We start from the raw sequence: 20,781 nt of genomic DNA, 5'->3' as shown, positions 1-20,781 counted from the left end.
ACCAAAAAAAGAGGCCATTGCTGATCTACAGCAATGGCCTTTCGTCGTAAAAGAAATGATCTTTAATTTCCTGAGCCAAGCGTCGCTTGAACATAATCTTTATATTCACTCGGATTAACACCAAAATGCTTCTTGAAAAGTCTGGTGAAATAAAATTGATCATGTATACCGATTTGCGTGGAAATCTCTTTGACATAAGGGTTGCCCTTTAGAATTAACTCTGCGGCCTTCTCCATTTTTACAGTATTAATGTAATGGATGATACTTTGCCCGACTTCTTCTTTAAAGATTCGGGATAGATAGTTCTCACTTAAGTTGACCTGCTTGGCAATCAGAGATAAGGTCAGCTTTTTCTGATAATTTGCATTGATGTAATCAATGGTTTGTTTAACATCCCTATTATGGGTAGTCACAATCTGTTGTTTTTGATGGGTGAATAATTGAAATAAAAGCTCCATCTGCGTTAGAATCTCAGCACTTCGCTTACTATTTGCAATATTCTCAATAGTTGTTTTCAAAAGCTTTGGATCTTCAACGATAATGTGAGCATCGCATAATGGAAGATAGTGCAGACAATTGACGATGAATGTTTTGGCTTCAGCCGGCTTTATTTGTTTCGATCTGCAGGTCTCAAGGAAATTATGAATGGCTTGATTAACGGCTTCAACGCCGGAGCGTTTCCAGGCCTGTATTAAATTTGTAGAGAACTCATGAACGTTTTCGAAATCGAGCGTATCATTTAAATGGACAATCTCGGGATCAATAATCGTTATATCGTTGTAAAATTGGATTTCCAAGGATTCTTTACATCGCTCTAGCATTACTTTCGCCTCAGCGTATCCTCTAATGGGCTGGGAATAAACAATGGTAGGGGTAATGGAAATATACATTTTGATCAACTGGATGACTCTATGGATAAAGTCGGTACGGATAATTTGCTGATTATCTAAGGTATCAGTGGAGATTAGCAGCAACAATGCATTCGATTCAAGCTGAATAATTTCGAATTGATCTACGGTTTCCAGGATATCTAAGATGATGTTTTCAATGAAGGATACCGAAAGTTGATTTTTCCGTTCGCTAGGGCTGGCGCTATTTTGCTCAAAGGTAATGTAGAACAAATAGCAGCTATTTTCACTAAAAGCGAGTGTTATAGAATCTTGCTGTTCAAGCTGGTTCATATCATAATAGGGGTCGGTAAAATAATCTTTTAAAATCGCATTTTTTACACTCTTTAAATTGTGTTGCAATAGCTGAGATTGTGTCTCTAGCTGCTGCTTGGACTGAAGCTGTTCTTGAATTAGGTGCGTGGATTTCTCCAGCAACTGGATGAGGTCCGCAGTCTTCATACTAATCTTAAGCATGTAATCTACAGCGCCAAGAACTAATGCTTCGCGAACCAACTCATACTCCCCGTGGTTACTTGCCACCAGGATTTTTCCTGCAAACCCTCTGTTATTCAGTTCTTTTATCAGCTGCAAACCATCCATATTAGGCATTTTGAGATCTGTAATGATGATATGGGGATTAAATTTCTCGACAAGGGTTAAAGCTTCAATTCCGTCAGAGGCTGTAGCACAGATCATATATCCAAGCTCTTCCCACGGAATCATGGTTCTGAGCGCGACTTTTACAATAGGTTCATCATCCACCAGCATTACATTATACATTGGATACACTAGTATCACCCCTTATCTTCTTCGTAGGTTTGTTTGGGGATCATCAGGCGGCAACAGGTGCCTTGACCCACTAAGCTTGTGATGAATAGTCCGTAGCTCTCACCATATTGAAGCTTCATGCGATCGGCTACATTAGAAATTCCGATACCGGACAGGGTATCAGCCTTTTCCGATTTTTTCGTGTCAAAGCCTTTTCCGTTATCAATGATTTCTATAACAAGTGTGTATTCATTTTTTGCGTAAACCTTAATGCGAATAAGAACCTTTCCTCCAATATCCGTAACCCCATGGATGATAGCGTTCTCAGCGATCGGCTGCAGAATAAGTTTAGGGATCAGACTATCTAAGACCGATTCATCTAGATCATATTCAACGTCAAATCGATCAGCATAACGTATTTTTTGAATGGCAAAGTAATTGTCCAGATTATTAAGCTCCTGTTTGATGGTTATTTCCTCATCTTGATCGATGATGGTACTTCGCAGTAATTCTGCGAGAGAGGAGATACCATCACTTAGCACCGGAACCTGGTTAATCATTGCGAGCCATCGCAAGGAATTTAGAGTGTTGAATAAAAAATGAGGGTTAATCTGTGATTGTAGCATTTGTAATTCAAGCGAACGCTGCCTCTTTTGATCTTTCTGTTGATCCTCTATCAGTTGCTCAATCCGACTGACCATACTATTAATCCTATTAGCCAGAACACCCATCTCATCGTTACTGTGATCTTCTATACGATTGGATAAATTGCCATAAAAAATTTGATTACAGAAGACAATAATTTGTTTGATAGGCTTCAGGATACTTTTATACAAGACGATGATAATTAGGATACAAAGGACTACAATGATGCTGACAACGATAAGGAGTCCAGTGGTGATTTTACTTGTCTCAGAATTAATATAAGAGAAGGGAACCGTAGAAATCATGTACCAGCCTAATTGATTATTATTGATATAGGAGATCTGATGCATTTTGCCATTGACTAAGCCTTGAAAGGAATGGTTCTTCTGTGACTCTTGTTCTTTGATTTGGTTGAAAAGTTGACCTTTATCATAGGCTTCACCAAGTGTTGTACTCTTAAGGTTCGAGGACATCACTATTCCTTCTCTATTCATGATAAGCAGATTAGAACCTGTTCCTAAGTCTACACTGGAAAGAATGACTTTTGAGAATAACTCCCCGCCGATAAAAACAAACACATAACCTAATGGAACGCCAATGTCTTCTTGATCAAAAATTTTACGCCCCAGGACAATCGTATGGGAAGCACGATAGCTTTTTACATAATTAAGACTGTCATAAGGGGCATTCAGATCTACCTGGTTCATGATTTCCCCATATTTTGAATTGGGAATGCCATCATAGCCTAGTTCATAGATCGGTTCGTTCTTGGAATCTATGATCCGAACGTTCTGAACATATCCCGGATAAATGGTTCTGTACACATTATCCATAGCGTGGTTAATGGTAGCATTGCTAGGAGCGGGTTCATTAGGTGCTGCCGTTAAACGCTCCTGAATAATAGGATTGGTAGAAACAGATCCGGCAAGATATTGATAGTTATTAAGCTCGCTTAACATCGTTCGATTGAGCAGTGTCAAAGCCTGAAAGGTAGATTTACTTAATTTATTGTTAATGGATTTGGAGTAGATAGTATAGGAATAGAAACCTATAAAGATGATGGGAATCACGGAAACGATTAAGAAGATAACGGTTAAGCGATTTTGAATTTTAATTTTTCTTATGATTTGTGGGGGACTAGGAAAATGCCGATTCCCTTTGTTATGACTCAGGTGGATGACCTCCCATTCGATATCCTTTACTTACAAGTTAACATAAAAAGAAGAATGGAATATATATGCATGGGCGAAAAGCAAGAATAATCTATGGAATCGTTAGTATTATCCATTCCTTTAACTGCTAAGTTTACAAGTCATGTGAGTCTGATGAATAAGTATATCTGAAACCTGAATGATAGATGGATAAAATAATACATAGGTACGTTTGTATTGTAAATGTAAATTAAACGTAAACACTTCTATACTTAAGTTATCAGATAAAGCGTTTTCAATATTGAATCTGTGATTGGATTGATAGCAAGAACATCTTAAGGAGGGCGTGTATGAGAAAGACGATGAGTACGTTATTAGCGGTTACGCTGCTAGGTGTAGGGTTGGTTGGCTGTGGGAATAGCACGAATAAACCTGCTGCTTCAAATGATTCGAATGCAACAAAAGCTACAAGTACCGCGCAAGCCACAAGTACAACGAACGCTGAGGATACTTCTAAAGAGGATGCTAAGAAGGAATTTGATAACAAGGAACTGAGTATTGCTGTATTCCAAGGAGGATATGGCGCCGATTATTGGAATGAAATTGTCAGCAAATTCGAGAGTACTTATCCAGGGGTAAAAGTGAATATGACGATCAACCCTAAGGTTGGTGAAGTGATCAGACCACAGATTGTGGCCGGTAATCCTCCTGACTTCCTATCTGTTACGGACACAGAGCAAAGTGGGATTATGTTGTCCCTCATTAAAGAAAAAGGACTCCTAGATATCAGTGATGTATTCGAAAGCAAAGCATTAGATAAAGATGAGACGCTAAAGGATATGATTCTTCCAGGAATGCTGGACAGCACAAGATTTCAGCCGTATCAAGACGGGAAGATCTATCTGGCACCTTTTAACGCTGGACCGATGGGCTTGATTTACAACAAAACATTGTTCGCGGAAAAAGGCTGGAGTGTTCCTGAGACTTGGGATGAGTTCTTTGCTTTAGGCGATGAGCTGAAAAAAGAAGAGAACTTCTTGGTCAATGCAGATGGAACGAAAACGAAAAGAGCCTTGTTCACTTACCAAGGCATCTATCCGGACTATTTGGAAGAAATCCTGTATCCTGCCATTGCTAGTGCGGGTGGTAAAGAAACGTTAGATAAAGTATTTGCTTATGAGGAAGGATCATTTAAGAACGACACGATCAAAAAAGTATTGGATATATTCTACAAAATATCTAAAGACGGATATCTGATGGATGGTACGGTTGCCCTGAATCATACCCAATCGCAGACCGATATGATGATGGGGAAAGCGTTGTTTATCGTAAACGGCAACTGGATGGAAAATGAAATGAAGGATTCGCCTAGAGAGAATGGCTTTGAATTTGGGATGACGACTGTGCCTGTATTTAATAAAGGGGATCAGAAGTACGTGCTTTCCAGCTATGAGCAATTCTCCATTCCAGCAAAAGCTAAAAATCCAGAGCTGGCTAAAGAATTCTTGAAGTTCCTGTATACGGATGAGTCCGTTAAATTATTCGCGGAAAAAGCTAATGGTGCGTATGCACTTAACGGTGCGAAGGAGCTGTCGAAGCCATACTTGACCAAAGGTGTATATGACATGTTTGAGGCTTATAATGGTTCCATTTCAATTCTGCAAGGCTGGCAATCCTTACCGAAGGGCTCCAAGGTTAGTGTAGTGACTGAAATGTTCAAAAATACGATGACGCCAGTCATGACAGGTCAAATGACCACTGACCAATGGATGGATAATGTTGAAAAAGCTTTTGCACAGATTCGTAAAGAGAAAGCAGCTAGTAAATAATTTATAGCATCTCATGCCAATGCATCCTGTTAAGAATGGATAAGGACATCTATGAACAGGATGCATTTTGCATGAAGAGGAGTGAGAAAGATGTCTGAGATGCAACTAACGGAAGTAGCTCCTAGAAACAGAAAAATAAAGACTAAGTCAACGAAAACTAAAAATCCGAAGCTATTCATAGCCGTATGTACCATTCCTGCGCTACTGTTGACTCTCGTATTTATGATCATTCCAACCTTTCGGGCATTCGTTATGTCTTTTACGGATGCAACCGGGATGAGTGATGAGAACAAGTTTATCTTTCTGGATAACTATAAATATATGTTCCAAGATGAGATGTTCCTCAAAGCGCTTAGTAATACGTTCAAGCTGATGCTGGTCGTGCCGGTGGTTACCTTAGCCTTTGGCTTAGTGCTTGCTTTTCTATTGACGCAGACGAAGCTGAAAGAGCGCGGCTTTTACCGGACGGTATTCTTTTTCCCCAGCATTATCTCTTTGACGGTAGTCGGGATCATATGGTCCTTTGTATTTCATCCGAACATGGGAATCTTGAACAATATTCTCTCAAGTATTGGGCTGGATCAACTGACTATGACTTGGCTTGGGGATAGCCGAACTGCATTATGGTGCGTAGCGGTCACTCTGATCTGGCAGGCGGTTGGTTACTATATGGTGATGTATATCGCTGCTATTGATGGGATTTCTGCGGATGTGTTCGAATCGGCGACCATTGATGGTGCGGGGTATTTCCGGAAGCTTATCAGCATTACGATCCCACTGTTAAAAGAAATCATTGGTATAACCTTCGTGCTGTCCCTGGCGGGTACGATCAATTTAAGCTTTATAGTTGTAACTATCATGACTGGCGGTGGGCCGGCAGGTGGTACTACTGTGTTACTCCATTACATGTACACGCAAGGTTTCCAAAATGCGAACTTTGGATATGCCATGGCGATCGCAATCTTTACGCTTGCTTTTGCCTTTGCCCTTTCTTTTCTGTCCAGACTACTTACAAATCGAGCAGAAGGGTAGGGGAGAAGGGTGAATAGTAATCAACAGAGTCTTATAAAAATGAACATTATCAATTGGATCACTCGGCTGTTTCTGATTGTGGCTACCATTGTTTTGTTATATCCGTTTGTATGGAATCTTTTAGCCTCATTTAAGAGCAACACGGAATTTTTAACCGATCCTTTTGCCTTTCCACAATCCTTACACTTGGATAATTATGTACGTGCTTTTCAGAAATCCAAGATGGGAAGTTATTTCCTGAATTCTATCTTTCTAGTGGTGCTTTCAACTGCGATTCTAGTTATTTTTGTGGTCCCTATAGCTTATGTATTAACAAGATTTAAGTTTTGGGGTTCTAAAATGATTCTTAATATTTATATGGCCTGTATCTTTCTTCAAGCTTCTTATATTATGGTCCCTTTATTTATTCAAGTGAATTCTTTCGGGATGCTGGACAATCGCGGGATGCTCGGTTTGATCTATGCGGTCCTTCAGTTTCCCTTTGCGATCTTTGTGTTGAGCGGATTTCTACGATCTGTCCCTAGAGATTATGAAGAAGCCGCTAAGATTGACGGTTGCGGGAATACAGGGGTACTCGTCAGAATCATTGCGCCACTGGCTAAGCCAGGAATTGTAACGGTCTGTATGCTGGCAGCGATGGGCTTTTGGAATGAGTATCCACTGGCATTAGTTCTAATTCAGACGGATAGCAAAAAAACATTACCGGTGGGCTTAGCCAATCTGTTTGAGGTTCAAAGGTATGCTACAGATTGGAGCGCACTATTTGCCGCATTGATCTTGGTACTCATTCCAACGATTCTCCTATATGTGGTAGGACAAAAACAATTGCTCCAAGGCATAAGCGCTGGCGGAATTAAGGGCTGAACAACAAAGTCATGGAGGGAATTTGTGTGGATAAAGGAAGATTTACACTACCTGGTGAAACAGGAATGGAAGAGGTCATAGCTGATCTTGTAGAGAGATGGGGCGTAGATGCTGTACGTGACAGTGATGGCACGAGTCTATCGCAGGACATTCTTGATATGGGTCTGCAAATCTATTCAACGCTATGTCTGGTGCGTGAGGACAACGAGTGGGCAAAGCAGCATCCACAGTATAGACAGCAGATTTATCTGATGTCTGCACCATTGATTGTGACATCGAAGGTAAACACCATCGATATTATGGCAGATTTTTTTGCAGATCAATTTGTTCCTAACATAGATGTAGATATTAAAAAATATTGGCAGGTTGTAAACCGGACCACAGGAGAAATAGTACCTTCGGCACATTGGAGTTACGCAGAGGGGATCGTCACGCTTGAGCAGGCGGAACAGTTTCACAAATATACCGTCAGTTTCTTGGCCTATCAGATTTGGGAACCGGTCTCTATGTACAATCACATCACGAATAACTGGACGGAAGAGCATCGCTTACCACTGGATGTTCGTTATCCCGAGGCTCAAGAGCAGGTATTGAAGGTGCTGAAAGATTGGCTAGCAAAGCATCCGAAGACTGATATCGTTCGTTTTACTACCTTCTTTTATAATTTCGACTTGATTTTTAATAAGGAAGGTAAGGAGAAGCAAGTTAATTGGTTTGGCTATCTAAGCTGCGTAAGTCCATTAGCATTAGATCAGTTTGAACAAGCCTATGGATATCGTCTGACTGCGGAAGATTTTGTGGATCAGGGACGATATAACACACCGTTTAAGAATCCGACACCAAGGTATTTGGACTGGATGGAATTTAATCAGAAATTCATTGCAGGTTATGCCAAACAATGTGTTGATATGGTACATGATTTTGGTAAGAAAGCGATTATGTTCTTTGGGGATCACTGGGCAGGCACAGAGCCTTATGGTAAATATTTTTCCGAGATTGGGCTAGATGCGGTGGTTGGGGCTGCCGGAGATGGGGTTACGACCCGTATGATCGCGGATATTCCGATTAAGGATACTGAAGCCCGTTTCTATCCTTACTTTTTCCCAGATGTATTCTTTGAAGGTGGAGATCCTGTTGGGGAGTCCATGCCCATCTGGATAAAATGTCGCCGGGCACTTATGCGTAAATCGGTTGGAAGAATGGGGTATGGCGGATATCTAAGTCTGGCGTACCAATTCCCTAATTTCATTGATCATGTGACGGAGATCGCGGCTCAGTTTAAAGGCATTCATGCAAATGCTGAAGGGACTCAGCCATATAAAGCTTCGTTTAAAGTGGCGATTCTTAATACTTGGGGCTACATCCGTTCTTGGCAGACACATCAGGTGGCTCACTCTTTATGGAATCAAAGATGTTATTCCTACATAGGGGCACTGGAATCGCTCGCAGGACTGCCTTTCGACATTGAATTTATAAGCTTTGATGATATTCGGCAACACGGGATTGATCCTAGTATCGGTGTGATTATTAATGCGGGTGATGTTCATACTTCTTGGAGCGGTGACGATCACTGGAGCGACCCGAAAGTGGTGGTAACGCTTCGCGAATGGGTGCATCAAGGCGGCGGCTTTATTGGAATTGGTGATCCAACGGCTTATGAGCATCAAGGGGGTCTCTTTCAACTGGCAGATATTTTAGGTGTTCAAAAGGAAATGGGTTTTACAGCAAGCGTTAATAAGCCTAAGGTAACGCCAGTAAAGGAGCATTTCATTACGGAAGATTTGGAAGGCGACATCGATTATGGTGAAGGGATGACCATGATCTATCAAGCAGAGACTGGCGCTGAAATATTGGATGTGCAGGACAAAAGCTGCAATCTTGCTGTGAATTCAGTTGGGGACGGTCGAGGCGTTTATATTGCAGGGCTGCCGTATAGTATCCAGAATACTAGATTATTGAGCCGGGCGATCTTTTGGGCTGCACATCAAGAGAATCAATTGTATTCTTGGTTCTCAGTGAATCCGAATGTAGAGTGTCATGCCTACCCTGAGACTGGGCGCTTTTGTGCAGTGAATAACACAGCGGAGACCCAGAAAACGACGATCCTGATGGAGAATGATATGAGACTGGAGCTGGAATTGAACGGAATGGAAAGTGTGTGGCTGGATATGAATTCTATGAGGGCATACATTTAAGGAGTCCGTCGTAACTACGGAGAATATTTGGACTTCCGGCCGCTGTTGTCTCCAAATTTCCTGAATTGTACCGCTTCGATAGAGTAATTGGGGAATTTCTCCCTGAAAGTCCGGGATTTTTGGTCATTAGACTACTAATCAGGGAAAACCTCCCTAAAGTTTAGCTGATTCGATAGCAATTAAAGGAATCCCCCTTCTTCGATTTTTCAGGGAAGGGGGCTTTTGCTTTTTAAGCATAAGCATGAATCCATCAACCGCAATGTTTTTGGCGAGTTCTTCTTACTTGGATTGAGATGTTCTGGGGTTTCCGTATCTAGAGAATCCGGGACAACTTACGATACGCCCGCGGAGAAATCCCCTCATTCGCCGTGAACACCCTGCTGAAATAATGGATATCGGGATAACCGACCTGATCGCCCACCCGTTCAATCGGCCAATCCGTTTCCCGCAGCAGCTTACGCGCTTCCCTATGCCGGATCGAGCGGAGGTATTCCCCGGGGGGCATACCTGCGACCTCACGAAAGAGTTTGGCAAAGTGGTCCTCATGCATATTCATGGATGTGGCCATGGATTTATTGGTCCAGCGTTCTGCTAACCGCTCTTCTATCTCATCGATTAATGCTCTGAGCCGCTCGGTGTGAACCGAAGATTTAGCAGCATCCCGGGAGTTTTGCGTTCGAAGCAGCGAAGTCAGAATGCCGAGTAGTAGCCCTCTACAGACCCACTCATAGCCGGCAGGCCGCATGGTGAATTCATGAACGAGTTGTTCCATGGCATGAACACATTCGGGAGGCGGAGAGTAGATCGGTTCTTGTGACAATGGCATGAAAGGAGCGGTCACGGCTTCAAAGGCGAATTTATCGTCCATTACTTCTTCCTCATTAACTACCATATCTTCCTCATGTGTAATAATGGATTCCCCAAAGAAATCAAAATGGATACCAATAAGCTTGGTGTCAGAATCCGACAGGATCGCATTCTGATGATATACCCCAGCTGAGAGAAAGATTAGCTGCCCAGCGTTCAGTACGTATTCCACCGTATCCATCTTTGTTAATAATTTGCCCTGGCGAACATAGAGTAACTCGTAGTCATATAGCCTTCTTCTTGGAAAGGTGCAAGGAGGAAGGGTCTGCAATTGTGCATAGTGAATTCCGGGTGACCAATCACGAGAGGGCACCTGTTTTCTAAGTGGATAAGAGGGATCTTTGTCAGACATGGCACTGCCTCCTTGATGTTTAATAGAACATATCGGAATAATGCAAAAAGTCTCTTTTTTTCCTAAATAAATCGAACTTTGAATCTATTATAATATAAATAAATAAAGGATAGAAGTACATCTAAGTCTAGGGAGTCAAAAACGGAAAACAACAAATTTGAGGAGGGCTCAAATGAAAAAGGGAATAAACATCTGGTCGTTTCGCGAAGGAACAGAAATTAAAGAATGTGTACGTCTAGCCAAAGCTGCTGGATTTGAAGGGATCGAGCTGTCCTTGAACGAGTCAGGTGAGCTTGGTCTGCAAACCACTGAGAAGGAGGCGCGTATTCTTCGTGATTCCATTCATGAAACAGGTCTAGAGATCGCAGGATTGGCAACAGGGCTATATTGGTCTTATGCGATGACTAGTGAATCTGAAGCGAATCGAACCAAGGCAATCGACGTATGCAAAAAGCAACTGGAGCTGGCGGCTGCGCTTGGTGTAGATACGATTCTTGTCATCCCTGGCGCTGTTGGTGTGGATTTCATCGAGGGCTGTGAGGTTGTTGATTATGAAAAAGCTTATGATAGAGCACTGGAAGCGATTAGTCATTTAGCCAAGGATGCTGAGCAAGCGGGCGTTTCTATTGGTCTCGAAAATGTGTGGAATAAATTCTTGCTGTCTCCGCTTGAATTACGTACTTTTATTGATACGGTCGGTTCCAGTTATGTAGGTTCCTATCTTGATGTTGGGAATATCGTGCATTCCGGTTATCCAGAGCAATGGATACGGATTCTAGGCCATAGAATCAAGAAGGTGCATTTCAAGGATTACCGTCGGACGGCTGGTGGGCTTCACGGATTTGTTGATCTGCTCGCCGGGGATGTGGATTATCCAGCAGTTATGAAAGCGCTTGAAGATATTGGATACAACAATTATGTTACCGGTGAAATGATACCTTCATACACACATTATACGGAGCAAATTATTTTCAATACTTCTGCAGCTATGGATGCCATTCTCGGACGTACCACTTTCAAAGCTTTAGCGGGGGAGGCTTCACTATGTTAAGAATAGGTTTGATTGGTTTTGGATTTATGGGCCGGATGCATTTTGATAATTATGTTCGCTTAACGGAAGAGGGACATCCCATCGCCCTGAAAGCTATCTGTGATTTGCGAATTGAGGAATTAAAAGATGGTAAGGCGGACGGCAATATGAGTACCGCTCGGGAAGTGTATGATTTAACAGCTTACAGTCTCTATGATGATCTGGAGAAAATGATAGCGAATGAGGAACTGGATATGATCGATATTGCAGTTCCTACTTACCTGCATGCTGAAATGGCTTGTTCGCTGCTGGAACGAGGATATCATGTCTTTTGTGAGAAGCCGATGGCTAGAACTTCAGTAGAAGCGCAGAAAATGGTAGAAGCAGCGGAGCGCAGTGGAAAGAAATTGATGATCGGACAGTGCCTTCGTTTTTGGCCAGGGTATGAGTATTTGAAAGAAGTTGTGGAAACTGAGCAATTTGGTAAAGTGACGGAAGGGTATTTCTACCGTGGTTCAGGGGCTCCTAAAGATTGGTTTCTGGATGAGAAGCTAAGCGGTGGATGCATTGTGGATATGCATATTCACGATACGGATATGATTAACTATCTGTTCGGCAGACCGGACAAAGTATCGACCTTAGGACGGAACGTTCTGCCGGGAAGTGGCTATGACATAGCTTCTACACACTATTTTTATAAGGACGCAAAGGTGATCAATGCTCAGGTGGACTGGACGCTGGAGGGCGACTTTGGTTTCTACATGGGGTACAGGGTTAACTTCGAGCGAGGAAATGTTGTATTTGATGGTAGTGAAGTCAAGGTGAATCCTAATAATGGAGCAGGCTTTATGGTGGAGCTTTCGCCGGATGCGGGTTACTATAGAGAGCTGGTCTATTTCCTGAATGCGATTATTCAAGATAAGCCTATTGTCATTTGTACGCCGGAAAGTGCAGCCGAATCTTTGGAAATCATAGAGGCGGAAGTACAGTCAGCGAATGCCGAAGGGGAATGGATTATACTTAACTAGCAGGATATAGAGTAAGCATAGGCGTGACTGAAGGAAAGATCATTGTAGATGATTTCTCCAGTCACGTCTTTTTGGCATGCATTCTCGCCTAACCTTTATTGCGCTGGAATTTTGTATTGTCCCTAGCATAGTGTGATACAGAGCCGTCATATCTTCTTAGCCGTACTTGTTTATCGGAGAACTGTTCAACAATTCCTGAGGCTACCTCAGAATACATACCATCAGGATCAAGCTGCAGGGCAGTGATATAAGTTTGGGATAAAGCGGCTATAAAAAAATCAATGTTTTTATTAAGTGTATGTGGCATGGTATTCCCTCCGGTGATATCTTCAACATTATGAATATAAATAATCCTAAGGAACTATTTTACCACGATTTGCGGATGATTTTGAGGAGGGATTACTTGATTTGGGTCAAAAATATGCGAAATTTGGTCTGGTTTGAAAAGAAACCTGCGGACGGATATGATTTATGTAGTGAAAGGATGATCGCCAAATGACAGAACAGCTACAAAGAGCCAAGGAGTTATACACACAATTTCTGGGTCATTTTTTGGATATGCATAAGGCAGGTTTCCTTAAGGAATATAAGAGTTTTGAAATTCCTAGAGAACAAGAGATAGAATGGCTCAATGAAATGGCCTTGGCGTACGCCGGGCAGTTGTCGATCCGAGATTGGGATGCAATTAATGCACTAGAAGCTTTATCGAGAAACTATCAAGATAGCTGGATTGTGGAGAGGGTATCTTCTTTTGCCTCGAGGAATATGATGAGTGCGGATAGCCTGGTTAGATTGATCTACACAGAGAAACTGGTTGGAATTATTGGCTCCCATAAACAAGTGATCTCAAAGGAGCTGTTATTTGGGGCCTGCAAAGTTGCTGTACAAATCCTCGAAAATGTAATTTCACAGCCGATGGTCATTGACCCTGGACATGAGCTTAAGGAGCTTGGCCTTAAAGATAAGAGAGCTTTGAACAGTCGTGCAGAGCAAAGCTTAGAACAGGTGAAGGTGCTAATTAATTAACCGTTGGAGGGGAAATATGAGATTACTTGTAGCTCAACCCAATCATGAGCCCCATTTGGAGCAGCTTTTGAAGGAACTAAAAGAACCGGATTCTTTTGACGCGGTGTTGTATCCGGAAGGTTATGTTGCAGATGAAGCCAGTGTGAGGACCTTATGTGAACTAGCCAAAACGTATAACAAGCTGATTATTACAGGATATAGGAACAGTAATAATAAGGATAGAGCGCTAATCATTCATCCTTCCGGGGACATCATTTTGGAACGAGCCAAATCTCCGATGGATAAACAGCTGTATCACCCGTCTATAGTGGAAACGGAAGGTCTCAGGTTTGGTTATTTGCTATGTGTGGAACTGCTGCAAGGATACGTTGGTTTGGAGGGGCAAGCAGAGTCGTTGGATTTCATCGCGCATCCGATTGGGGTAGGCATGTTCAGTGAAGAACAGTTTGCATTATGGATCGAGGAAGCCACTAGAATTGCCGTGAAATATAACACGATGATTATGGGGACAAGCCATGCGGACGGATCTTACCGAAATTGTGGCATCTCGATTCCCATCTCTTATTGGATCGACGCTACCGGAGAACCTATTTATATTTCGAGCAATGATACGAGAAGTCGCATTATTAATCTCAAGACAAGGCAGGTTGATATTCTTAATTTAGGGAGCGGCTGAAGTTGACATACTGTTGTCAAATTGGGTGTGCTACGATTCCATTACAGATTAAATCTGATGATCTATAGAAGAAAAAGAGGGATACACCATGGCTGAACCTTTAAAAGCGATGTACAATGAACAATTTCTGCATTATTTCGGCGAAAAGATTCGCAGTGTACATAGTGTATTTGACACAGATGCGTTTGTGATGTCGGCTATGACGGAACCTTGGGAATCACTCGAACTGAAGGCAAGGATGCGGCGGATTACAGAGACATTGGGAAATCATTTACAGCTTCCTTATGAGGATGCGCTGGCGATTTTGACAGCTATTACTGAGGATTGTGTGGGATTTCCATACTTGATCTTTCCGGATTTTGTAGAGGTATTTGGTCAAGGGGCTGAGCATTGGGAGCTATCTATGCAGGCGCTGGAAAGGTTCACACCAAAGTCGTCAGCAGAGTTTGCAGTTAGACCCTTTCTCTTGCGTGAACCGGAGCGGATGATGGCGCAAATGCTAGTATGGTCCAAACATCCCGATGAGCATGTGCGCCGGTTAGCAAGTGAGGGTTGTCGCCCTCGTCTGCCATGGGGACAGGCGCTCCCGATGTTTAAGCTTGATCCAGCCCCGGTGCTGCCTGTACTTGAGCAGCTTAAGGCGGATTCTTCCCTATATGTGCGCAAGAGCGTAGCCAACAATTTGAACGACATTGCGAAGGATCACCCCGAGGTGGTGCTTGAAACCGCTCGACGCTGGATAGGGACAAATGCCCTCACGGACTGGATTGTGCGGCATGGTTGTCGTTCTTTAATCCGTAAAGCGAATCCGGAGATTATGGCTTTATTCGGATATGCAGAGCAAACAGATGAAGCAACACCCCTAATAACGAGTGCTTCTATCACGATTGATCCTACCCTATTGCGAATTGGAGAAGACTCTGAATTACAATACAAACTTCAAGTTTGTGAAGGAACTCCTGCCCGTGTTCGAATAGAATATGGCATCTATTTCGTGAAGGCTACAGGTCGAACCTCTCGTAAATCTTTCTTACTTTCGGATAAAACAGTACCTGGGGGTACAATTCTGTCAGGTAAACGGACGCATCGTTGGGCGAATTTAACCACTCGTCGTCATTATCCCGGGGAACATCGGATTGTATTGTTGGTTAACGGGCGGGAAGTTGCAGATACGTTGTTGAAACTTGAGGGGGGGCAGTAAATGAAAAAAGAAGTATTGATTTTTATTTCTAATGGATATGCGGATTGGGAAGCTGGCTATATAAGTGCCGAACTAAACAAGCCAGAAATTGAATACAAAGTGAAGACAGTTTCTTTAAATAGCGACAATGTACAATCTATGGGCGGATTTACTGTTATTCCAGATTATCATCTAGACAATATCCCCTCCCAGTTTGAAATGTTAATTTTAATTGGGGGTACGGGCTGGAAAGATAATTCAGCGATTACTCCAGTGATTGAAAGTTGTATACAGAATAGAACTCCTATAGCTGCTATATGCGATGCATCAACCTTTTTGGCAGAACATGGATATTTAGATAACATTCCTCACACTGGAAATTCATTAGATTACTTAAAAGAGTTCGCTCCTAATTATAAAGGACAGGCAAATTTTTTAGAAAAACAGACCGTTTCCAGTGACGATATCATTACTGCAAATGGTACGGCGGCATTGGAATTTACAAGTGAAATCTTGAAGAAGTTAAAGGTAATGCCATTAGAAAAAGTTGATGGATGGTATCACTTTTTTAAAAATGGATTTTATCAGGAATAATAAAAAAATGCTCTCCAGTCTGATTGAACTGGAGAGCATTTTTTTGAAATATAAGAGGTGTAGCTGCTTCCGCTTGAGCGACAACCTTATTGTTTCACTTCTGTAACACCCGTAACTTTTCCTTGATCCGAGGTGTCGAAGGTGGATTGATACTTAGCATCTGTGAAGTAAACATTCCCTTCAACCGTTGCATTTACTAAGCTGAAGCCTTCCGCTTCTACGTACACATCACCAATAAATGTGCCGCCTTGAATACGGGCATTTTTACTTTTGATCGTAAGTTTTGGTGCTGTTAGTTTATAAGAGTTAGTGATATTGTGATCTGCATCTTGTGTGTAGAGAGCGATTTTTCGAGCAGGTTCATCTTTATTCGTGAATTGTCCGTCCAGCACGAGATCCTCGGTGAAGGTTAAGTCTTTCAGCGTAGCAGCAATCCAAGTACCGTCCGCACTGATAGCCTTTTTAAAGGCCTCTTCATTATCTACTACCGACGCTGAGGTTACAGCATCAGTGGTGTTATTAGTGTTGCCAGCGTTATTGGTGTTACCAGGTGTAGTAGTGGCGGTAGGGGTAACGTTGGCATTGTTATTGGTTGAGTTTCCGCATCCGACCAACAGCACAATTGCAAATACTGCGGCTACGCTTGCTATCTTTCTCATCTGTATAACCTCCCTGAGTAATTGTACTGATATCCTACGAGCTTAATATAGACTGATTAGTTAGTATTAATGTGGTGTAAGCACAAACGCTTACCGTCCTTGAGGGACGCTGAAGGCATTTCTGCTTGTGGACACAATAATATTTACCGATCATTCTACAAATGGTAATATAGGCCTGGACATCTCTGGCGTATAGTATGACCTGGAAAATATGAATTATTCGAAGAAATTCACGAAAAATAACATTCTTCTTTTGGTGAAGAAGCATTTTAGATTACAATAAGTTAAGGCGGAAAAGGAGCTATACCAATGGCTAAACAGAAATATTATGTAGTATGGGAAGGCAAGCAACCGGGAGTCTATAGCACTTGGGCAGAATGTCAGGCGCAGACGGATCATTATACCGGAGCTAAATATAAATCTTATGAATCTAAAGCGGCAGCAGATGCGGCTTACAAAGCAGGTTGGAAAGGCAATTGGGGAACTGGGGCATCGGCAACCAGTGCGGCTAAATCTAAGGGGACAAATTCTTTTAAACGAAGCGCTACAGTGGAGACTTCAGCGGAAATCGATTACGACAGTATTTCTGTGGATGTAGGTACGCGTGGCAATCCGGGTCCTGTCGAATACAAAGGCGTGGATACACAAACTGGAGATATTATTTTCTCTTGTGGGCCGATTAAAAAGGGCACTAATAATTTAGGTGAATTTTTAGCGATTGTGCATGCCTTGGCGCTCCTGAAGAAAGAGGGAAGTAATAGAACGGTCTACAGTGACTCTGTGAATGCAATGAAATGGGTAAAGCAGAAGAAGGTGGCTACAACCTTGCCACGCGATGCTTCAACAGAGGAAATATGGGTGCTTATTGATCGGGCAGAACGTTGGTTGCAAACCAATACATATGACAATAAAGTGCTAAAGTGGCAGACCAAAGAGTGGGGCGAAATCAAAGCAGATTATGGTCGGAAATAGTTGCAGTAAGGCTCTGGGTTTCGGCTAGAGGAGGAGAATTGGGGATGTTTGGAAACGATTGGGATGAGGTATTACAGAATGAAATGCAAAAGCCCTATTTTCTGGAGCTAATGGCTAAGCTAGATAGTGAATATAAGGAACACATAGTCTATCCGCCAAAAGAATTATTGTTTACGGCGTTAAAGCTTACGCCTTATAGCGCGACACGGGTCGTTATTCTGGGACAGGATCCTTACCATGGAGCGGGACAAGCTCACGGTTTAAGCTTCTCAGTAAATCCGGGGGTGCGTATACCCCCTTCCCTGCGTAATATTTATACGGAGCTAAATGAGGATATCGGTGTTCCGATTCCAAATCATGGTTCTTTAATGGGATGGGCAGAACAGGGAGTGCTTATGCTCAACTCGGTACTAACGGTACGTGAGGGAGAGCCGAATTCTCATAAAGGTCTAGGCTGGGAGACATTCACAGACACCATAATGAAGAAGTTAAATGAAAGAACTACGCCGATGGTTTTTATTTTATGGGGAAGTCATTCGCAAAAAAAAGGCGCCTTCATAGACCAAAGTCGTCATGAGGTGATTCAATCTCCACACCCGAGCCCGCTTTCGTCGTATCGTGGATTTTTCGGTAGTCGACCTTTTTCGAAGGTTAATCAGTTTTTGGAGTCGAAGGGAATGAAAGGGATCGATTGGTTCATTTCGGACTTATAGCTAATGGGATGTTGGGAAGGGGGAGGGAGCTATGAAGCATTGGGTTGGTAAACCGGTTATCATGTACTGCGGCGACGAACCTTACACGATCATGAAAGGCATTCTGCGCAAATGGGATCTTTCCGCTTCTGTAGCGGTCATCGGTCATCAGGAAATTGCTGTGCCATTTCGGGATATTGTGGTCATCAAAGCTTTGGCTCCTAGAGAAAGAGCACTGCCTCCAGTCTTGCATTCTGTGGGTTATGTGATGAGGGAACGGCAGCAATTTGATAATGCAGTATATTTTAAATCGGCTGTAAGTGTCTGGAAAGAAGATCGGCTGATTGCTCTGAATACGACCATCATTTCGCATACCAAAGGTTCAGTTACACTTCAAGATGGACAGAACCTTATGAAAGGCAATCACATATTTGTAGTTCGTTCATTACGAGGTTAATTTCAGTAATCCTATAAAGAAGCACAAAAAGGTACATCTCTAATCGGAGACGTACCTTTTTTTATTAATGGAACTTCATTCCGTCGTAAGTGCTATAGATTCTCATGCTTGAGAGGCTCAGCCTCTTCCTCTCGATCTGCAACAATAATCTCATACACTCGTAAAAAAATTATTTTGGCAATCATATAAACGGGCAGCGCAATAAGCACACCAATAATACCGTAAAAATCCCCACCTATAAGAACAAGAAGGACCGTGGTCAGTGGATGCACATCTAATGATTTGCCGTAAATGATCGGTGAGAGTACATTATCTTGGATTTGCTGTGCAATGAATATGACGACCAGCGACCATATGGCCATCGTGGGTGATTCAATGAATCCAACAATAACTACGGGGACTCCCGCAAGGAAAGAACCCACATAAGGAATGAAATTGAGCGGTATTGAAATGATTGCCAGCAATAGCGAATAAGGGAGACCTATGATAAGGAAACCGATATACAACATAATACCGAGTACGACGTTTAACACCACGCGTGTGACAATGAAACTGCTCAGTGCGCTGTCGATATCCCCGAACATCTCTTTACCTTCCTTGCGGTATTTTCTAGGGATTAAGCCTTGTAGTTTTGGTGATAGCTTATAGTCATCTTTTAGCATGTAATACAGAATGATGGGCAAGGTAGCGATTAGAATAACAATGCTGGAAACTACGCCGATCAAATTAGACATCGAATTGGTCACCCAAGTAATAGCCTCGCTAAGATATTCTGATATACGGGCAGCTATGTCGGAGTCCCCTTGGAAAAAACGTGACAATGTCGGATTATCCTTTAATGCATTGAACTGATCCTGTAGTCCCTCAACGAGATAAGGAGTGTTATCAATAAAGTTCTGAATTTGTTCTTGCAGCGTCGGCCAGACTAAAATCCAGAAGAGGATAAACAATCCGGCAAACAGGAAATAAATGAGCAGGATGGAGAAGGCCCTGTTTAATTTTCTTTTCTCAAGAAGCCTTACTAAAGGTCGTAACAAGTAGTACATGAAACCTGATAGTACCATAGGAACGAGTAATAATCTGATAATGGCAGCCAGTGGTGCGAATAGAAACATTACTTTGGAGCCCAAGTACAAAATAAGTAAAAAAGCGATAATAGCAAGACTTGTCCGAAAATATTTCTGTTGTTGCAATAGGAACATCCCCCAAGTTTAAAATAATAATCTATGTAGTTTAATAACCCTAATTCACATGTCTTGATTCAAAAATGTGGTTTACTCCCCTTTAGGTAGTTCTTGGCATATCCGTGGAGGGTGTTCATATGGCTAAGGCTACGCCAAGTAAGAGGTCACAACTCATAACCATAACATCATCATTTCGATTCTTGGGGGCTTCGTAGATTATCTTAACTTCCGTCTAGAAGATTTCTTTGTGGATAGGGTGAATATTTCTGGCACTTCAATTTCGCCTCCGGTTTCCTTCGTAACTTGTCTCGCCTTGACGAGAGATAAAAAAGCAAAAAATTCCCCTAAAGTGGCCAGTGCGGCAGCAATGATTTCATAATCTTCAGCGCTTAATTCTGCATTTTCCTCACTAGTGCCGTTCCCGTTGTTATTTCCACTACTATTTCCATTACGCTTAGTGTTGCTGTTACCGCCCATTTTTTTGTTGTTTCTTCCGTTGGCCATTTCTGATCACCCGCTTTTTCCTATATGTAGTATTAATATGTTTTAAACGCCAGTGATGAGATAGGCAATTGGTATGTAATTTTCTAATGGGCCTGTTTCACCTTGGACGTAGGATGAAATCATTCCATTTATTACATTTTCCCGAAGCATCATTTTTAATGTTAAAGCGCTTTACAGATGATGAAA

The 20,781-nt window shown here is 42.3% G+C and carries 20 protein-coding genes; 13 read left to right on the top strand and 7 right to left on the bottom strand.

The annotated features are described in order from the left end of the window. Window positions 1-62 precede the first annotated feature (62 nt). Window positions 63-1,670, bottom strand: a complete 1,608-nt coding sequence (locus tag M2444_RS08215; protein ID WP_256989961.1) for a response regulator transcription factor — start codon at window positions 1,668-1,670, stop codon at window positions 63-65. A 14-nt stretch (window positions 1,671-1,684) separates the two neighbouring features. Continuing rightward, entirely contained in the window at window positions 1,685-3,373 is a 1,689-nt protein-coding gene (locus M2444_RS08210) for a sensor histidine kinase (protein ID WP_280786693.1), read from the bottom strand. Window positions 3,374-3,804: 431 nt separating this feature from the next. Between M2444_RS08210 and M2444_RS08205 the strand changes: the two genes are divergently transcribed. The 4 genes from M2444_RS08205 (at window position 3,805) to gnpA (ending at window position 9,374) form a co-directional block, all read left to right on the top strand. Continuing rightward, a complete protein-coding gene (locus tag M2444_RS08205; protein WP_280786692.1) occupies window positions 3,805-5,283 on the top strand; it encodes a carbohydrate ABC transporter substrate-binding protein in 1,479 nt (492 codons plus the stop codon). Window positions 5,284-5,373: 90 nt separating this feature from the next. Then, window positions 5,374-6,315, top strand: a complete 942-nt coding sequence (locus tag M2444_RS08200; RefSeq protein WP_218832793.1) for a carbohydrate ABC transporter permease — start codon at window positions 5,374-5,376, stop codon at window positions 6,313-6,315. Between the two features lie 9 nt (window positions 6,316-6,324). Then, a complete protein-coding gene (locus tag M2444_RS08195; RefSeq protein WP_280786691.1) occupies window positions 6,325-7,179 on the top strand; it encodes a carbohydrate ABC transporter permease in 855 nt (284 codons plus the stop codon). A 26-nt stretch (window positions 7,180-7,205) separates the two neighbouring features. After that, complete coding sequence (gnpA, locus tag M2444_RS08190) at window positions 7,206-9,374, top strand: 1,3-beta-galactosyl-N-acetylhexosamine phosphorylase (protein ID WP_280786690.1); 2,169 nt, start codon at window positions 7,206-7,208, stop codon at window positions 9,372-9,374. Window positions 9,375-9,687: 313 nt separating this feature from the next. Here gnpA and M2444_RS08185 read toward each other — a convergent pair whose 3' ends face one another. After that, window positions 9,688-10,593 carry an AraC family transcriptional regulator gene (locus M2444_RS08185; RefSeq protein ID WP_094877926.1) on the bottom strand — a complete coding sequence of 302 codons (906 nt, stop codon included), beginning with the start codon at window positions 10,591-10,593 and terminating at the stop codon, window positions 9,688-9,690. Between the two features lie 172 nt (window positions 10,594-10,765). Here M2444_RS08185 and M2444_RS08180 point away from each other — a divergent pair, with 172 nt between their 5' ends. Then, the gene (locus M2444_RS08180) at window positions 10,766-11,644 is read left to right on the top strand and encodes a sugar phosphate isomerase/epimerase family protein (protein WP_094877925.1); all 879 of its coding nucleotides are present in this window, start codon (window positions 10,766-10,768) and stop codon (window positions 11,642-11,644) included. Further along, complete coding sequence (locus M2444_RS08175; protein WP_094877924.1) at window positions 11,638-12,651, top strand: Gfo/Idh/MocA family protein; 1,014 nt, start codon at window positions 11,638-11,640, stop codon at window positions 12,649-12,651. The genes M2444_RS08180 and M2444_RS08175 overlap by 7 nt, the downstream gene beginning before the upstream one ends. A gap of 88 nt (window positions 12,652-12,739) precedes the next feature. Here M2444_RS08175 and M2444_RS08170 read toward each other — a convergent pair whose 3' ends face one another. After that, a complete protein-coding gene (locus M2444_RS08170; protein ID WP_094872846.1) occupies window positions 12,740-12,958 on the bottom strand; it encodes a hypothetical protein in 219 nt (72 codons plus the stop codon). Between the two features lie 188 nt (window positions 12,959-13,146). Here M2444_RS08170 and M2444_RS08165 point away from each other — a divergent pair, with 188 nt between their 5' ends. The 4 genes from M2444_RS08165 to M2444_RS08150 all read left to right on the top strand — a co-directional run bounded on the left by M2444_RS08165 (window position 13,147) and on the right by M2444_RS08150 (window position 16,127). After that, window positions 13,147-13,677 (top strand): hypothetical protein, encoded by a 531-nt coding sequence (locus tag M2444_RS08165; protein ID WP_280786689.1) that lies wholly within the window; start codon window positions 13,147-13,149, stop codon window positions 13,675-13,677. A gap of 16 nt (window positions 13,678-13,693) precedes the next feature. Next, window positions 13,694-14,353 carry a hypothetical protein gene (locus M2444_RS08160; protein WP_280786688.1) on the top strand — a complete coding sequence of 220 codons (660 nt, stop codon included), beginning with the start codon at window positions 13,694-13,696 and terminating at the stop codon, window positions 14,351-14,353. 88 nt (window positions 14,354-14,441) lie between these two features. Further along, the gene (locus tag M2444_RS08155; RefSeq protein WP_280786687.1) at window positions 14,442-15,554 is read left to right on the top strand and encodes a DNA alkylation repair protein; all 1,113 of its coding nucleotides are present in this window, start codon (window positions 14,442-14,444) and stop codon (window positions 15,552-15,554) included. Beyond that, window positions 15,555-16,127, top strand: a complete 573-nt coding sequence (locus tag M2444_RS08150) for a type 1 glutamine amidotransferase family protein (RefSeq protein WP_280786686.1) — start codon at window positions 15,555-15,557, stop codon at window positions 16,125-16,127. Between the two features lie 86 nt (window positions 16,128-16,213). Here the strand turns inward: M2444_RS08150 and M2444_RS08145 are convergent, their stop codons facing one another. Beyond that, a complete protein-coding gene (locus tag M2444_RS08145) occupies window positions 16,214-16,786 on the bottom strand; it encodes a hypothetical protein (protein WP_094872837.1) in 573 nt (190 codons plus the stop codon). 309 nt (window positions 16,787-17,095) lie between these two features. Between M2444_RS08145 and rnhA the strand changes: the two genes are divergently transcribed. The 3 genes from rnhA to M2444_RS08130 are packed head-to-tail and all read left to right on the top strand — an operon-like array spanning window position 17,096 to window position 18,907. Beyond that, on the top strand, window positions 17,096-17,758 hold the full coding sequence (gene rnhA, locus M2444_RS08140; protein WP_094872836.1) for a ribonuclease H: 663 nt from the start codon (window positions 17,096-17,098) through the stop codon (window positions 17,756-17,758). 44 nt (window positions 17,759-17,802) lie between these two features. Continuing rightward, window positions 17,803-18,471 carry a uracil-DNA glycosylase gene (gene ung / locus M2444_RS08135; protein WP_280786685.1) on the top strand — a complete coding sequence of 223 codons (669 nt, stop codon included), beginning with the start codon at window positions 17,803-17,805 and terminating at the stop codon, window positions 18,469-18,471. A 31-nt stretch (window positions 18,472-18,502) separates the two neighbouring features. Further along, the gene (locus M2444_RS08130) at window positions 18,503-18,907 is read left to right on the top strand and encodes a hypothetical protein (RefSeq protein WP_042190609.1); all 405 of its coding nucleotides are present in this window, start codon (window positions 18,503-18,505) and stop codon (window positions 18,905-18,907) included. Window positions 18,908-18,999: 92 nt separating this feature from the next. Here the strand turns inward: M2444_RS08130 and M2444_RS08125 are convergent, their stop codons facing one another. After that, entirely contained in the window at window positions 19,000-20,109 is a 1,110-nt protein-coding gene (locus M2444_RS08125; protein WP_094872833.1) for an AI-2E family transporter, read from the bottom strand. 198 nt (window positions 20,110-20,307) lie between these two features. Further along, on the bottom strand, window positions 20,308-20,595 hold the full coding sequence (locus M2444_RS08120; RefSeq protein ID WP_280786684.1) for a hypothetical protein: 288 nt from the start codon (window positions 20,593-20,595) through the stop codon (window positions 20,308-20,310). Window positions 20,596-20,781: the final 186 nt, after the last annotated feature.

This window comes from Paenibacillus sp. PastF-3 (assembly GCF_029893135.1).
Taxonomy (GTDB): domain Bacteria; phylum Bacillota; class Bacilli; order Paenibacillales; family Paenibacillaceae; genus Paenibacillus_AQ; species Paenibacillus_AQ nitricinens.
The sequence above is the reverse complement of the archived record's forward strand: the minus strand, read 5'-3'. Positions and strand labels throughout refer to the sequence as shown.